Here is a 14,433-nt window from a genome sequence, read left to right on the forward strand (position 1 = left end):
CTCGGTTCTACCAGCGCGGCCGCTTGACGCGACCGCCCGCGCTTCCGGTGCTCACGGACATCAGTCCGCTGCGCTCCGGTTCTCGGCCGTTACGCCAATGGATTCACGCTGGCGAACCGCCAGCCACTCTCGCTGCGCTCTTCAATCCCAGCAGTGCTGCGATAAGCAGCCCGAGCGAGGCGAGAGCATTCCAGCCGGCGAGCGAGAGGCCGAGGAAGCGCCAGGCCGCCTCGGTGCAGGAGACGACGCGGACCGTCTGCAACTGCTTCATGAAGTCCTGCATGCCGGATGCGGCGGGCGCGACCGCGCCGCCGCAATCGTTCGGGCCGGCGAACCAGCCCCATTCGACGCCGGAATGGTAGATGCCGAGCCCGGTGCTCCAGGCCATCAGCAGAGCGAGGGCGGCAAGGGCCACGAGCTGACTGAGGCGCGAGCGGGCGAGCAGCAGCGCGACGGCGGCAAGCCCGATCGCGGCGTAATGTGGGACGCGCTGCTCGAGGCAGAGCTTGCAGGGCCGCAGCAGCACGACGAGCTCGAAGAACCAGGCACCGGCGATCAGCGCGAGGCTGGCGAGGCCGATCAGGGCGATGACGCGGCGCGGCTTTGCGAAGAGGTCGGTGAGAGGCGTGGAGGTCATGTGTCGCTCAGCAGGAAAAGAGTTGGCCGGAGCCTGTCAGCAGCTTGAGGCCGAAATAGAGCAGGATCAGCAGGGCAGCGCCGCCAAGGGCGATCAGCTTGAGGCGTCGCTCGATGAAATGGCGGATCGCCGGGCCATGGCGACGCAGCAGGTAGGCGAGGGCGAAGAAGCGGGCGCCGCGGGCGAGCACGCAGGAGATGACGAAGAAGCCGAGCCCGACCTGCACGGCGCCGGCGAGTATCGTCACCACCTTGATCGGCGGCAGATGTGCGAGGCCGGAAGTGGTCAGCAGCAGCAGAGTGGTGTCCGGCCCGGCGCAGGCGCGCAGCGCCTCGAAGGCGGCGAGCTTGCCATAGAAGGCGAGGACCGGCCGAGCGAGCGCATCGAAGGCGAAATAGCCGAGGCCGTAGCCGGCGATGCCGCCGAGCGTCGAGAATGCGGTCGCGACCAGGGCGTAGCGATAGGCCTTGCGTGGGTCGGCCAGCGCCATCGGCACGAACAGGACATCGGCCGGGATCAGGAAGAAGGAGCTCTCGACGAAGGCGACCACGGCGAGCCAGAGCTGGGCGGCCGGGCGTGCGGCGAGCGACAAGGTCCAGAGATAGAGGCGCTGGAAGGCGCCGCGCCGTTCCGGCGGCAGGGCGGCAGCGGGTGGCGTGTTCGCGGAAGCCATGCTGCGGCCCTCTGACGATGACGGCGCATCCGGCGCTGAACCTGCCGGAGGCGATGCGCTTCTAGCTATCCGGCTGCGCCGGCGCCGTCCATGCCGGGCTGGAGTGAAAAAAGCCGCTCACGCGAGATTGACCGGGCCGGATCGACAGTTATAGTCCGCGCCGCCCGCAAGGGGCCCCTGTGGCGGAATTGGTAGACGCGCTCGACTCAAAATCGAGTTCCGCAAGGAGTGCTGGTTCGATCCCGGCCAGGGGCACCATCTTTCTTGGCGCGATGCCGCCCACCAACCCATCGCGCAGGTTCGACTTCGCTCCGTTTCGTCGTACCATCCGCCTCGCTATCGCGAAGGCAGGCGTCGGCGGGCGCCGACATGGTCACAGCCTCACGCGATCACGCCGGCGCTCCCGGTGCGCTTGTCTGGGTATCGGCGTGGAGCCACCCTTCGCCTGCTCTCAGACGAAGATCATCACCCCGATCATGGCGATGACGACCAGGACCAGGCCGCTGATCAGCATCGGGACCAGGGTGCTGTCACCCTGGCCATGGGAGCTGTCGCCCCCGGCGCGCGCGGCGGTGGCGGGAGCGCCCGTCGGGGCGCGGGATACGGCTCGGTCGACCATTGCAGCAGCCCTGAAAGAGGTCCGAAGGCCAGATTTCTAGGCGACAAAAGATGTATTGTAAATGCATATTAAAAAGCCAGACAAGCGCCTCGGGGACGCCGGAAGAATCAGAACGTCGCAGCGCTAGCCGGGCGGGCCGGCGATCACGCCCTTGCGCAGAAGAAAGCAGCCATAGGGGCGGGGATCGCCGACCTGGACCACGGCGAAGGCGGACTTGGCCGCTTCGTAGAAGGCGAAGCGGTCGATTCCGACGAGCGGCATAGCCTTTTCGTTGGCGCGGTCGAGTTCCGCCTGCACCTGGGCCTGCACCTCGGGAAGCGCCGCGGGATCGCCGACGACCAGCATGCGGCGTACCGGTTCGGGCTCGAAATCGTCGATCGGCAGCACCGAAAGAATGGCGCGCGCCGCTCGTGCCATGGTGAGACCGGGCAGGCGGACCAGCCGGCCGCTCGTGGTGGCGCGCGCTATCGTCTCGGCCGGATGATTGGCGTCGACCAGAGCGAGATCGTCGCCATGGCCCATGGCGGCGAGCACCCAGAGCAGATCGGCGGAGAGGACCGGATCGAGGTTCCTGAGCATCTCAGTTGCGTCCGCGCTGCGAGATATAGAGCCGGCGGGCATTGCCGCCGAGGATGGCTTCGCGCTCTGCGTTCGGCAGGGTGGCGAGCAGGGCATCCGTGGCGCCGAACCATTGCGCATAGCTCGCCCGCAGCGTCACCACCGGCCAGTCGCTGCCCCAGATCAGGCGTTCGGGCCCGAAGGCGCCGAGCAGATGCTCGAAGGCCGGCCGGAGCGTCGCCAACGTCCAGTCGGCGCGTGCTTCGGTGACGAGCCCCGAGAGCTTGCAGAAGACATTTTTATGCGCGGCGAGCGCCGTCATGCCCTCGCGCCAGGCGGAAAGCTCGCCGCGCGCCAGATCGGGTTTGGCGCCGTGGTCGATGATGCAGGCGAGGTCAGGCTGTCGCTGGAGCATGTCGAGCATCGGCGCGATATGGCGGGGCTTCAGCAGCGCGTCGAAGACGAGACCCTGTTCCGCCATGGCATGAAAGGCCGGCGCCAGGGCGGGGCGTGCCAGCCAGCGATCATCGGCGATGTCGTGCACCATGGGCCGCAGACCGACGAGCAGACGGTTGCCCGCAAGCTCTGCGATGCGCTCAGCGCCATTGCCGACGTCGAAATCGGTCCAGCCGACCACGCCGGCGACGAAGGGGGTGCTCGCGGCAAGATCGAGCAGATAGGCCGTCTCGGCCTCGGTTGGCGCTGCCTGGACCAGGATGGTGCGGCAGATGCCGTGGCGGGCCAGCAGCGGCTCGAGGTCGTCCGGGCCGAAATCGCGATGGATCACGCCGAGCGCCGGGGTCAGCCAGCCATAATCGCCGCGGGCGAGGCTCCAGAAATGCTGATGCGCGTCGATCCGCATGGCGTCACCCCGGAACCGGGACATCGGCGCCGAGCAGGCCTTCGGCCTTCAGCTCGAGCCAGAGGGAAGGGGGGATGGGAGCGGAAAGCTCGGCGAGCTGGTCTGCGACCTCGCTGGGCTTGACGGCGCCCATCACCAGGCTCGAAACCGCGGCATGGCCGAGCGGGAACTGCAGGGCGGCGCGACGCAAGGGCACGCCATGACGGATGCAGACGGCTTCGATCGCGGCGACGCGCGCGCAGATCTCGGGCGGGGCCGGACGATAATTATAGCGGGCGCCGACGACAGGCCCTGTGGCGAGGATGCCGGAATTGAAGACGCCGCCGAGCAGCAGGCCGATGCCTTTTTCCAAAGCGAGCGGCATGAAGGAGGCGAGCGCCGGCTGTTCCAGCAGCGAATAGCGCCCGGCGAGCAGCATGGTGTCGAAATCGCCGGCGCGAGCGAAGCGCTCGCACATTTCGGCTTCGTTGACGCCGACGCCGATCGCCTTGACGGCGCCGGCGGAGCGCAGCCGGTCGAGGGCGCGATAGGCGCCGTCCATGGCTTCGGCGAAGCGCGCCTCGATCCGGTCGGCGCCATGGGTCCAGACATCGACGTCATGGATCAGGACGATGTCGAGATGGTCGACGCCAAGGCGCAGCGCCGACTGTTCGAGTGAGCGCATGGCTCCGTCATGGGAGTAGTCGAAGCGCAGGCCGTGCGGCAGGCCGCCGAGATAGCCCGAGCCGTCGCCGCGCCCGGCGAAAGGCTCCGCCACGCGGCCGACCTTGGTCGAGATGATGACGTCCTTCCTGTCCGAGCGGCGCAGCGCCGCGCCGATGCGGTGCTCCGACAGGCCGTGTCCGTAGAGGGGCGAGGTGTCGATCAGGCTGACGCCGACGGCGAGCGCTGCCTCGACCGTCGCGATGGCGGTGGCCTCGTCGAGATGGGCATAGAGATCGCCGAGCGGGGCGCCGCCGAAGCCGAGTGTGCTCGGTGTCAGTCCGGAGCGGCCGAGCGGTCTCGAGGGGAGCATCGATGCTGTCATTGGCGTGAGGCCGCGCTGGAGGTTCAACACTATGTGCACGCCAACATGTCAGCTTGCAACCGCGTTTGAACAGGATTAGCGTCGCCGCCTCGGCACGGGCCGCCCTTCGCGGGTGCGGCCTGCCGGCATCGGATCAAAGGGCCCGGAGCGGCCTTCTCATATCGACAGGGAGGACGATCATGACCGACAGCATTCTGAAGCCGACGCGGCGTGGCCTGCTGCGCGGCGCCGCCGCGCTCGGCGCGACCAGTGCGGTCGCCTCGCCGCTGGTGCTGCGCGAGGCGCACGCCCAGGCCGCCTTCAACTGGAAGCGCTTTTCCGGCCAGTCGATCGACGTTCTGCTGGTCAAGAACCCGCGTTCGGACCTGTTCCAGGCCGCGGAGAAGGAGTTCACCGAGCTCACCGGGATCAAGGTTTCCTCCGAGCAGGTGCCGGAGCAGCAGCAGCGCCAGAAGGCGGTGATCGAGTTCGCCTCGGGCAAGCCGAGCTTCGACGTCAGCGCGATCTCGCTGCATGTGCAAAAGCGCATGGCGGCCAAGGGCAAATGGTTCGCCGATCTCTCGCCCTTCATCAAGGACGCCTCGCTGACCTCGCCCGACTTCAATTTCGAGGATTTCGGCGCCGGCGCCGTGGCCTATGCCCGTCAGGCCGACGGGGCGCTCGATACGCTGCCCTATTTCGTCGACTACTGGATGGTCTACTACAACAAGGAGCTCTTCGACGCGAAGGGTGTCGCCTTCCCGAAGAGCATGGACGAGATGGCGGTCGCTGCCGCCAAGCTGCACGACCCGGCCAAGGGCGTCGCCGGCTTCGTCTCGCGCGGGCTGAAGAACGCGAACGTTCCGGTCTGGGCCTGCCTGCTGCTCGGCCAGGGCGTCGAGACCACCTCGGCCGACGGCAAGCTGCAGACCGATGGTCCGGAGGCGATCTGGGCCGGCGAGCTCTACAAGAAGCTCAACAAGGACACCGGTCCCGTCGGTTCGGTCGGCTTCAACTGGAACGAATGCCAGACCACCTTCATGCAGGGCCGCGCCGCGATGTGGCTCGACGGTATCGGCTTCGCGACCCCGCTCGAGGATCCTTCGAAGTCGCGCATCGTCGGCAAGGTCGGCTATGGCGTCACCCCGCCGGGTCCGAAGGCGCATCATGCCGGCATGTTCGGCGACGGCATCGGCATCTCGCGCGGTTCCGCCAAGAAGGAAGCCGCCTGGCTCTACATCCAGTTCATCACCAACAAGGCCCAGCAGCTCGCCATGCTGAAGGCGGGTGCCGGCGCGCCGGCCCGTTCCTCGGCCTATCTCGACAAGGCGACGATCGAGTCCTCGAAATTCGGCAAGCAGTATTTCGACTGCCTGCTGCAGTCGGCGAAGATCGCCCGCGCCGCCCTGCCGCAGATCGTCCCGGTTACCGAGTTCCGCGACGTCTTCGGCGTTGGCCTGACCAATATGATCGGCGGGGCGGATGTCGCGACCGAGCTGAAGAAGGCGACCGAGGCCTTCGCGCCGGTGCTGGCGAAGAGCGAGCAGGGCTGAGGCGACGGCGACTGGCCGCTGGACGCGTCATGGTCGGGCTTGTCCCGACCATCCACGTCTTCCCCCGGCGCGACGTTCAAGACGTGGATGCTCGCCACAAGGGCGAGCATGACGGCGTGAGTTTCCAGAGCAGCAGATGACCAGCACCACCTTGCCAGCCTCCGGCCTCGCGAATTCGGCGCCGCCATCTCCAGCGGATTCGAAGGATTTCACGCCGCGCTACTGGCTGTTCTCGTTGCCGGCGGTGCTGATCGTCGCCAGCGTGATCGTCTTTCCCTGGCTGTTCACGCTCTACATGTCGAGCCAGGACTGGAAGATCGGTGGCGGGCCGGAATTCGTCGGCCTGCAGAACTATGCCGAGCTGCTGCGCGATCCGCGCTTCATCGAATCGATGGGGCACACCTTCTATTTCACGGTGCTGGCCGTGGTGCTGCCGATCGTCTTCGGCACCGCCGCGGCGCTGGTCTTCCATCGCGAATTCCCGTTCCGCGGCCTGCTGCGCACCATCTTCGTCATGCCGATGATGGCGACGCCGGTCGCGGTGGCGCTGGTCTGGACGATGATGTTCCACCCGCAGCTCGGGGTGTTGAACTATCTGCTCTCGCTGGTCGGTATCGGCCCGCAGCCCTGGGTCTATTCGCCCAGCACCGTGATCCCGACGCTGGTCCTGGTCGAGGTCTGGCACTGGACGCCGCTGGTGATGCTGATCGTGCTCGGCGGGCTCGCCGGGCTGCCGCGGGAGCCCTACGAGTCGGCGCTGATCGACGGTGCCAATGACTGGCACATGTTCCGCCACATTACGCTGCCGCTGGTCTGGCCCTTCATCATGGTGGCGATCGTGATCCGCACCATCGATGCGCTGAAGGCCTTCGACACGATCTTCGTGATCACCCAGGGCGGGCCGGGCACGGCGTCCGAGACGCTCAACATCTTCCTCTACCTACAGGCCTTCCAGTTCTACAAGATCGGCTACGCCTCGGCCGTGGTGGTGATCTTCTTCGTGATCATCATCATGCTCTCGCTCCTGCTGCTCTATGCGCGCCAGAAGTCGAAGTGGAACGCGTGATGCAGCGGCTCGCCAAGAAGCTCGGCTTCTACGCCTCGGTCTTCGTGCTGGTCTCGCCGGCGGTGCTGGTCTTCCTCTGGATGATCTCGCTCTCGCTGAAGAACGAGCTCGACAACACCGCCTTCCCGCCGGTCTTCATCCCGAACCCGCCGACACTGGCGAACTATCTCGACGTGTTCGAGAAGAACAATTTCGCGCTCTATCTCTGGAACTCGATCCTGGTTACGGGCGGGGCGGTGCTGGTCGGCCTCGCCGTCGGCGTGCCGGCCGGCTACGGCATCGCACGTGGCAAGGCGACCAAATTCGCGATCCTGATCCTGATCGCGAGGATGACGCCGGCGCTGTCCTATCTGATCCCGCTCTTCCTGCTGTTCCAGATCACCGGGCTGGTCGGCACGATCACCGCGCTGGTGATCACGCATCTGGTCATCACCATCCCGATCATCGTCTGGATCATGATCGGGTATTTCGAGAACGTGCCCATGGAACTCGAGGACGCGGCGCGCATCGACGGTGCCACGACCTGGCAGGCCTTCCGCCATGTCGCCCTGCCGCTGGCCCGGCCCGGCATCGTCGTCGGCGGCATCCTCGCCTTCATCTTCTCCTGGAACAATTTCATCTTCTCGGTGGTGCTGGGCGGCAAGGCGAGCCGGACGCTGCCCTCGGCCGTCTACAACTCGCTGACCTTCGAGCAGATCTCCTGGGGACCTCTCGCGGCCGCCGCGCTCCTGGTGACGCTGCCGGTGCTGCTGCTGACCGTGCTCGCCCAGCGCGAGATCGTCGCCGGCCTCTCCGCCGGAGGGCTCAAGGATGGCTGATCCGCTTGCCGCCGGTCTGTCTGCGCGCTAACCTTTGTCTAACATGTCAGTTTAACAAGCTCTGGGAAAGATGATCTCCATGGCCCTCGACCCCAACCGCTTCGGCCTCTCCTGCGCCATCACCACGCCGATGCGGGAGGGCGGCGCCGTCGACCTGCCGCGGCTGGTGCACCATGCCAGGTACGTGCTGGCCAATGGATGCGACAGCGTCACCCTGTTCGGCACGACCGGAGAGGGCGCGGCGCTCGGCGCCCCGGCCCGCACCGCGATGCTGGGCGCGCTGGTCGGCGCCGGCATTGACCCCGCCCGGCAGATCTATGCCGGCATCGCCGCCGCCTCGCTGCACGAGGCGGTCGAGCAGGCGCAGACGGCGCTAAGCATCGGCGCGAAGGGATTGCTGGTCGCGCCGCCCTTCTACTTCAAGGGTGTCAGCGACGAGGGGCTCTATGCCTGGTTCTCGCAGTTCTTCGAGAAGCTCGGCCCGTCGGCGCGCAACACCATCCTCTACCACATCCCCTCGGTGACGGCGGTCAACATCTCGGTCGGCCTGGTCGAGCGGCTGAAGAAGGCGTTTCCGGGCGTCGTCACCGGCGTCAAGGATTCCTCCTGCGACTATCCGACGACCGAGGCCTTCCTGAAGGCGCATGGCGAGCTCGCCATCCTGGTCGGCGACGAGCGCCTGCTGGCGCGGGCGGTGCGGGCCGGCGCGCAGGGCTCGATCTGCGGCGTCGCCAACCTCGTGCCGCAGCTGCTCCGGCCCCTGGTCTATGACGGCATCGAGAACCCGGTGGTGAACGCGCTGGTCGACGAGATCTGTTCCTATCCGGTGCTGCCGGCGGTGAAGGCGCTGGTCGGCCATCTGCATGGCGATGCCGGCTATGGCGCGATGCGGGCGCCGCTGGTTGCGCTCGACGAGAGCCAGCGCAAGCGGCTCTTCGCGGCCTTCGACCAGATTACACGCGCCAAGGCGGCCTGAAAGGGGACGAGATGAGCCAGTCCGAGCCTGAACGCGAAGGCGAGCCGCTGAAGCTCAGGGAGCGGGCCTATGCCAGCTTCACCGAGCGGCTGCTCGCCCGCGAGATCAAGCCGGGCCAGTTCGTCACCCAGCGCGAGCTCGTCGCAATGACGGGCTTCCCGCTCGGCGCCATCCGCGAGCTCATCCCGCGGCTGGAAGCGGAAGGGCTGATCAAGACCGTGCCGCAGCGCGGCATGCAGGTCGCCCATGTCGACCTCAACCTGATCCGCAATGCCTTCCAGTTCCGGCTCTTCCTCGAAAAGGAGGCGACGGCGGCCTATGCCCGCAATGCCAGCGACGCGGAGATAGCCGAGCAGCGCGAGCGTCACGAGGCGATCGTACGGCGCGCCGAGGCCGGAGAGGAAGGTCAGGCGCTGATCGAGGAGGCCGAGGATGTCGACCGGCTGATGCACGAGGCGATCATCGATCACCTCGACAACGACATCGTCAGTCAGGCTTTCCGCGTCACCTGGCTGAAGATCAGGCTGATCCGGCAATACGAGACGCGCATCCACAACAGCATCATCGTGCCGGTGATGCAGGACCATCTGAAGATCATCGCGGCGATCGAGACGCGCGATCCGGAGGCGGCCGCCGCGGCGATGAGCGAGCACATCAACAACGCCCGCACCCGGGCGATGAGCTACTGAGACCCATAATCGAGCCGGAAACCGGCCGTTCTGAGGGAGAAGACCAAGGCGCTCGATCTCCAAACCCTCATCCTTCGAGACGCGATCTCAAGATCGCTCCTCGGGATGAGGGAGTGAAGGAGAGCGCAAGCGTCACACAGGGAGGAGGACAATCATGACGAAGCTGACCAAGCGTGGCTTTCTCGCCGGCTCGGCCGCGGCCGGCGCCGCGATCGCGATGCCGAGCGTGCTGCGGGCCCAGGCGACCGTGCTGCGCTGGGGCGAGATGCTGCCGACGACCCATCCGCAGGTGCAGATGGTCGACCGCATCGCCAAGGAGGTGAAGGAGAAGACCGCGGGTCGCGTCGACATTCAGTCCTTCCCGGCCGGCCAGCTCGGCTCCGGCAAGGACATGATGGAATCGGTCGCTTCGGGCGCGCTGACCATGACCACGGACGGCGCCGCCGCGCTCGGCTCCTTCCTGCCGCAGCTCTCGGTGATCGAGGCGCCCTATCTCTGGCGCGATCCCGCCCATATGGCCAAGGTCGCCAAGGCGCCGATCTTCGCCCAGATGAACGACGAGCTCGCCAAGAAGCGCGGCATGCGCATGGCGGCGGTGACCTATTACGGCAAGCGCCACCTGACCACCGGCTCAAAAGCGGTGAAGAGCGCCGCCGATGTCGCCGGCCTGAAGCTGCGCGTGCCGCCGGTCGACACGTTCCGGGCCATGGTCGAGGCCTGGGGCGCCAAGGCGACGCCGGTCAACTTCAACGAACTCTACCTGGCGCTGAGCCAGGGCGCGGTCGATGGCCAGGAGAACCCGCTGCCGACGATCCACAGCGCCAAATTGCAGGAGGTGCAGAAGCACTTGATCCTGACCGGCCACATCATCACCCCGCGCCTGATCATCGTGAACCAGGATTTCTGGAAGGGGTTGAAGGAAGCCGACCGGACGATCCTCGAAGCTGCCATCGCCAATGGCGTCGCCTGGCAGGATGCCGAGCTCGCCAGCCAAGAGGGTAGCCTCGTCGCGACGCTGAAGGCGGCGGGCATGACCGTCACCGAGCCCGATCTGGAGAGCTTCAGCAAGCCGGTGCTGGCGAGCTTGCCGAAGCAGTTCGAGGGCAAATGGGGCAAGGGCACCTGGGACGCACTCGCGGCGCTGTAGGACTCAAAGATGGCCGATACGGGCGCGGGGAACCCTCTCCTGGAAGGAGAGGGCAGGGTGAGGTGTAGGCGGTTCGACCAGTGCCGCGAGCCCTCACCGCGCGATTGGGTTCATGCCAACGTTTCCGCTCCGAACAGCTCACCCCTGCCCCTCTCCTTCCAGGAGAGGGGTTCCCCGCGCCCTTGAGACGGACGCCAATGAAATCCCTCGTCGCTCTCACTGACCGGCTGGTGCGCGCCGCCGCCGTCGCCCTGCTGCTTTCGCTGCTCGTCGCAGTGCTGCTCGGGGTCGCCTCGCGCCAGCTCAACGCGCCGCTGGCCTGGACGGATGAGCTCGCCCAGTATCTTCTGGTCTGGACCGGCTTCGTCGGCTGGATCATCGCGGCGAGACGGCGCTCGCATATCCGGATCACCATTTTCGCCGACCGCCTGCCGAGGCCGGCCGGGCGGGTGCTCGAGGTCGCGACGCAGGTGGCGATCATCGTCTTCGCGGCGGTCCTTGTCCGCTATTCCTTCGGGCTGATCGAGCGGAACTGGGATGTCGAATCGATCGCGCTGCCGGTGAGCAGCGCGGCGCTCTACGTGGTGATGCCGCTCGCCGGCCTAGCCCTGATCCTGCAGGCGCTGGCCGAGATCGGCGACGTCGTCGCCGGCCGCAAGATCGAAGCCGTCGAGCCGGGGACGCAGCCGCTATGAGCACGCTGATGCTGCAGATCCTGCCGGTCTGGTTCGCCGCGCTCCTGCTCGGCGTGCCGCTCTTCGTCTCGATGGGGCTGGCGGCGATCGCCTTTGCCTTTCTCGGCGGCTTCCCGCTCGGCATCGTGCCGCAGAAGATCGCGCAATCCGCCAATTCCTTCCCGCTGCTGGCGGCGCCGCTCTTCATCCTGATGGGCAACATCATGAATTCGGCGGGGATCACCGACCGGATCTTCGCCTTCGCCACCGCCTGCGTCGGCTGGCTGCGTGGCGGGCTCTGCCACGCCAACATCCTCGCCAGCGTGATCTTTGCCGGCATGTCGGGCTCGGCGGTGGCCGATGCCGGCGGCGTCGGCACGCTCGAGATCAAGGCGATGCAGGATGAGGGCTACGATCCCGAGACGGCAGCGGCGATCACCGCGGCTTCGGCGACGATCGGGCCGATCATCCCGCCCTCGCTGCCGATGGTGATCTATGGGGTCTCTGCCGACGTCTCGATCGGCGGGCTCTTCCTTGCCGGGGTCATCCCCGGCCTGCTGATGGCCGGCGCGCTGATGGCGATGGTCGTGCATGTCGCCAAGAAGCGCGACCTGCCGCGCCATCCCTTCCCTGGCACGGCGCAGCTCTGGATTGCCTATAAGGAGGCGCATTGGGCGCTGATGACGCCGGTCATCCTGTTCGGCGGCATGATGCTCGGCATCTTCACGCCGACAGAGGCGGCGGCGGTCGCGACCGCCTATGCGATCGTGCTCGGTCTTTTCGTCTACAACAGCTTCTCGCTGAACGAACTGCCGGAGCTCGTCGTGCAGACGGTCGAGACGACCGGCGTCGTGCTGGCGCTGGTGATGACGGCGGCGGCGCTCGGCTGGTGCCTGTCGATCTCGCGCATCCCGCAGACGGTCGGGCCGATGCTGGTCGACCTCGCCGGCAATCCGCTGGTCTTCCTCCTGATCGTCAATCTGCTGCTGCTCTTCGTCGGCTGCTTCATGGAAGCGCTGGCGGCGATGCTGATCCTGATCCCGATCCTGACGCCGGCGGCCGCGCAGTTCGGTATCGATCCCATCCAGTTCGGCCTGATCTTCGTGCTCAACCTGATGATCGGCACGATCACGCCGCCGGTCGGGGTGGTGCTCTTCGTAACCTCGAAGATCGCCAAGATCTCGTTCGAGGCGATGTCGCGGGCGATCGTGCCCTGGCTGCTTCCCCTGCTCGCCGTGCTCATCGCGGTCACGCTCTGGCCGCCGCTGACGACCTGGCTGCCCAATCTCGTTCTTGGCAAGTGAACGCACCGTAGCGCCGGGCGCCTGTGCACTTGCGGTGCCCCGAAAGATCGATTCTTCTCGGGGCCGTCGCAGCGCTCCGCAGATGGCGCCAGGGCAGAGCGGGAGGAGACGGGTTTGCAGTTGCAGGAAGCCGCCTATCTGGCTGGGTTGCATGCCCTCTGGGACAAGGCCTGGCCGCCCGAATTGCCGCGAAAGCCGCATTATCCGCTCGGCGAGATCGCGATCAGCGAGCATCTCCGGGAATGGGCGCGGCGCCAGCCGGAAAAGCCGGCCTGCATCTTCTACGGCCGGGAGATCAGCTATGCCGAGCTCGATCGGTTGAGCGAGCGCTTCGCCGCACTGCTCAACGAGCATGGCGTGCGCCATGGCGACCGGATCGCGGTCTTCCTGCCCAACTGCCCGCAATTCATGATCGCCTTCTTCGGCATCCTGAAGCGTGGTTGCGTGCATGTGCCGGTGAATCCGCTCTTCCGCGAGGCGGAGCTCGCCTATGAGCTCAACGACACCGGCGCCGAAGTCGTCATCTGCCTCGATGCGCTGCTGCCGGTGCTGCGCAAGGTCCGCGGCGAGACTTCGGTGAAGACGGTCTTCGTCACCGGCTTCGCCGATTTCATGCCGGCCGAACCGAGCTTCCCGGCGCCTGCCGCCGTGCTGCAGCCGCGCCTGCCGGCAGGCGACAACGAGATCGAGCTGATGCCGGCGCTAGCGGCCTGTCGCGGTCCGGTGCCGGAGATCGTCCCCGATCTCGATGCGGTCGCGGCGCTGAACTATACCGGCGGCACCACCGGCATGCCGAAGGGCTGCGTCCATACGCAGGGCGACATGCTCTACACGGCGGCGACCGCGCTTTCGACCAGCTTCGCGCTGACGCCGGAGGATGTCGTCGTCAACTTCGTGCCGATCTTCTGGATCGCCGGCGAGGATACCGGCCTGCTCTTCCCGATCGTCGCGGGGGCGACCGTCGTGCTGATGGCGCGCTGGGATCCCGTCGGCTTCATGGCGGCGGTCGAGCGCTACCAGGCGAGCTTCTCCTATCTGCTCGTCGACAACACGGTCGAGGTGCTCGAACATGAGCGCGTGCAAGAGTTCGACCTGACATCGCTGAAGCGGGTGCGGGTCTCCTCCTTCGTCAAGAAGCTCAATCCGGATTTCCGCCGGCGCTGGCGCGCGCTCACCGGCGGCACCATGGTCGAGGCCGCCTGGGGCATGACCGAGACGCACACCATGGATTCCTTCAGCGTCGGGATGCAGCAGGACGATTTCGATCTTCTGTCGCAACCGGTCTTCGTCGGCCTGCCGCAGGCGGGGACCGAGTTCAAGATCTGCGATTTCGAGACCGGCGCGCTGAAGCCGCTCGGCGAGGAGGGCGAAATCTGCATGCGCTCGCCCTCGCTGATGAAGGGCTACTGGAACAGACCGGAGGCCACGGCCGAGGCGATCCGCGGCGGCTTCCTGCACACCGGCGATATCGGCGTGATCGATACCGAGGGCTATCTGCACTTTCTCGGCCGGCGCAAGGAGATGCTCAAGGTCAAGGGCATGAGCGTCTTCCCGGCCGAGATCGAGGCTCTGCTCGGCCAGCATCCTGCCATTGCCGGCTCTGGCGTGATCGGCCGCGAGGATGCCGAGCGCGGCCAGGTGCCGGTCGCCTATATCTGCCTCAACCCGGCGGCCGCCGAGCAGCCGGACGAGGCCGCGCTCACTGCTTGGTGCAAGGCGCGGATGGCCGCCTACAAGGTGCCGGAGATCCGCATCGTCCCGGCCCTGCCGATGACCGCGACGGGCAAGGTCAAGAAGGAGGAGCTGCGCACGCTGTGAATGCGTGGCAGCCCTTCGCCGGCAGCCGGTGAC

At 66.8% G+C, this 14,433-nt stretch carries 15 protein-coding genes and 1 tRNA gene; 10 read left to right on the plus strand and 6 right to left on the minus strand.

Going from position 1 to position 14,433, the window contains the following annotated elements; all coding sequences use genetic code 11:
• Positions 1-103: 103 nt before the first annotated feature.
• Positions 104-637: a disulfide bond formation protein B gene (locus tag J0J10_RS07695; protein ID WP_291645955.1), complete on the minus strand. Its 534-nt coding sequence runs from the start codon at positions 635-637 to the stop codon at positions 104-106.
• Between the two features lie 7 nt (positions 638-644).
• Positions 645-1,310 carry a YqaA family protein gene (locus J0J10_RS07700; protein ID WP_291645956.1) on the minus strand — a complete coding sequence of 222 codons (666 nt, stop codon included), beginning with the start codon at positions 1,308-1,310 and terminating at the stop codon, positions 645-647.
• 173 nt (positions 1,311-1,483) lie between these two features.
• Here J0J10_RS07700 and J0J10_RS07705 point away from each other — a divergent pair.
• A tRNA-Leu gene (locus tag J0J10_RS07705) sits at positions 1,484-1,568 on the plus strand.
• 193 nt (positions 1,569-1,761) lie between these two features.
• Here the strand turns inward: J0J10_RS07705 and J0J10_RS07710 are convergent.
• The 4 genes from J0J10_RS07710 to J0J10_RS07725 form a co-directional block, all read right to left on the minus strand.
• Positions 1,762-1,929: a hypothetical protein gene (locus tag J0J10_RS07710; RefSeq protein WP_291645957.1), complete on the minus strand. Its 168-nt coding sequence runs from the start codon at positions 1,927-1,929 to the stop codon at positions 1,762-1,764.
• A 123-nt stretch (positions 1,930-2,052) separates the two neighbouring features.
• A complete protein-coding gene (locus tag J0J10_RS07715; RefSeq protein ID WP_291645958.1) occupies positions 2,053-2,508 on the minus strand; it encodes an RbsD/FucU family protein in 456 nt (151 codons plus the stop codon).
• Between the two features lies 1 nt (position 2,509).
• Entirely contained in the window at positions 2,510-3,349 is an 840-nt protein-coding gene (locus J0J10_RS07720) for an amidohydrolase family protein (RefSeq protein WP_291645959.1), read from the minus strand.
• Positions 3,350-3,353: 4 nt separating this feature from the next.
• Positions 3,354-4,364 (minus strand): aldo/keto reductase, encoded by a 1,011-nt coding sequence (locus J0J10_RS07725; RefSeq protein ID WP_291645960.1) that lies wholly within the window; start codon positions 4,362-4,364, stop codon positions 3,354-3,356.
• Positions 4,365-4,555: 191 nt separating this feature from the next.
• Here J0J10_RS07725 and J0J10_RS07730 point away from each other — a divergent pair, with 191 nt between their 5' ends.
• From J0J10_RS07730 to J0J10_RS07770, 9 genes are all read left to right on the plus strand, one after another.
• Complete coding sequence (locus J0J10_RS07730; protein WP_291645961.1) at positions 4,556-5,908, plus strand: ABC transporter substrate-binding protein; 1,353 nt, start codon at positions 4,556-4,558, stop codon at positions 5,906-5,908.
• Positions 5,909-6,044: 136 nt separating this feature from the next.
• Positions 6,045-6,974 carry a carbohydrate ABC transporter permease gene (locus J0J10_RS07735; RefSeq protein ID WP_291645962.1) on the plus strand — a complete coding sequence of 310 codons (930 nt, stop codon included), beginning with the start codon at positions 6,045-6,047 and terminating at the stop codon, positions 6,972-6,974.
• The gene (locus J0J10_RS07740) at positions 6,974-7,792 is read left to right on the plus strand and encodes a carbohydrate ABC transporter permease (protein ID WP_291641342.1); all 819 of its coding nucleotides are present in this window, start codon (positions 6,974-6,976) and stop codon (positions 7,790-7,792) included. Before J0J10_RS07735 ends, J0J10_RS07740 begins: the two co-directional genes overlap by 1 nt.
• Positions 7,793-7,871: 79 nt before the next feature.
• Positions 7,872-8,768 (plus strand): dihydrodipicolinate synthase family protein, encoded by an 897-nt coding sequence (locus J0J10_RS07745; protein ID WP_291645963.1) that lies wholly within the window; start codon positions 7,872-7,874, stop codon positions 8,766-8,768.
• An 11-nt stretch (positions 8,769-8,779) separates the two neighbouring features.
• Entirely contained in the window at positions 8,780-9,457 is a 678-nt protein-coding gene (locus J0J10_RS07750) for a GntR family transcriptional regulator (RefSeq protein ID WP_066479364.1), read from the plus strand.
• A 154-nt stretch (positions 9,458-9,611) separates the two neighbouring features.
• A complete protein-coding gene (locus J0J10_RS07755; RefSeq protein WP_291645964.1) occupies positions 9,612-10,604 on the plus strand; it encodes a sialic acid TRAP transporter substrate-binding protein SiaP in 993 nt (330 codons plus the stop codon).
• Positions 10,605-10,801: 197 nt separating this feature from the next.
• The gene (locus tag J0J10_RS07760) at positions 10,802-11,299 is read left to right on the plus strand and encodes a TRAP transporter small permease (protein ID WP_291645965.1); all 498 of its coding nucleotides are present in this window, start codon (positions 10,802-10,804) and stop codon (positions 11,297-11,299) included.
• Positions 11,296-12,582: a TRAP transporter large permease gene (locus J0J10_RS07765; RefSeq protein ID WP_291645966.1), complete on the plus strand. Its 1,287-nt coding sequence runs from the start codon at positions 11,296-11,298 to the stop codon at positions 12,580-12,582. The genes J0J10_RS07760 and J0J10_RS07765 overlap by 4 nt, the downstream gene beginning before the upstream one ends.
• Before the next feature lie 114 nt (positions 12,583-12,696).
• A complete protein-coding gene (locus J0J10_RS07770) occupies positions 12,697-14,400 on the plus strand; it encodes an AMP-binding protein (protein ID WP_291645967.1) in 1,704 nt (567 codons plus the stop codon).
• Positions 14,401-14,433 lie beyond the last annotated feature (33 nt).

Source organism: Allobosea sp. (genome assembly GCF_017308075.1).
Taxonomy (GTDB): Bacteria; Pseudomonadota; Alphaproteobacteria; order Rhizobiales; family Beijerinckiaceae; genus Allobosea.

Coding starts and splice junctions, on each gene's coding strand:
- J0J10_RS07695 (WP_291645955.1), bottom strand. CDS start 637: ATGACCTCCACGCCTCTCACCGACCTCTTCGCAAAGCCGCGCCGCGTC.
- J0J10_RS07700 (WP_291645956.1), bottom strand. CDS start 1,310: ATGGCTTCCGCGAACACGCCACCCGCTGCCGCCCTGCCGCCGGAACGG.
- J0J10_RS07710 (WP_291645957.1), bottom strand. CDS start 1,929: ATGGTCGACCGAGCCGTATCCCGCGCCCCGACGGGCGCTCCCGCCACC.
- J0J10_RS07715 (WP_291645958.1), bottom strand. CDS start 2,508: ATGCTCAGGAACCTCGATCCGGTCCTCTCCGCCGATCTGCTCTGGGTG.
- J0J10_RS07720 (WP_291645959.1), bottom strand. CDS start 3,349: ATGCGGATCGACGCGCATCAGCATTTCTGGAGCCTCGCCCGCGGCGAT.
- J0J10_RS07725 (WP_291645960.1), bottom strand. CDS start 4,364: ATGCTCCCCTCGAGACCGCTCGGCCGCTCCGGACTGACACCGAGCACA.
- J0J10_RS07730 (WP_291645961.1), top strand. CDS start 4,556: ATGACCGACAGCATTCTGAAGCCGACGCGGCGTGGCCTGCTGCGCGGC.
- J0J10_RS07735 (WP_291645962.1), top strand. CDS start 6,045: ATGACCAGCACCACCTTGCCAGCCTCCGGCCTCGCGAATTCGGCGCCG.
- J0J10_RS07740 (WP_291641342.1), top strand. CDS start 6,974: ATGCAGCGGCTCGCCAAGAAGCTCGGCTTCTACGCCTCGGTCTTCGTG.
- J0J10_RS07745 (WP_291645963.1), top strand. CDS start 7,872: ATGGCCCTCGACCCCAACCGCTTCGGCCTCTCCTGCGCCATCACCACG.
- J0J10_RS07750 (WP_066479364.1), top strand. CDS start 8,780: ATGAGCCAGTCCGAGCCTGAACGCGAAGGCGAGCCGCTGAAGCTCAGG.
- J0J10_RS07755 (WP_291645964.1), top strand. CDS start 9,612: ATGACGAAGCTGACCAAGCGTGGCTTTCTCGCCGGCTCGGCCGCGGCC.
- J0J10_RS07760 (WP_291645965.1), top strand. CDS start 10,802: ATGAAATCCCTCGTCGCTCTCACTGACCGGCTGGTGCGCGCCGCCGCC.
- J0J10_RS07765 (WP_291645966.1), top strand. CDS start 11,296: ATGAGCACGCTGATGCTGCAGATCCTGCCGGTCTGGTTCGCCGCGCTC.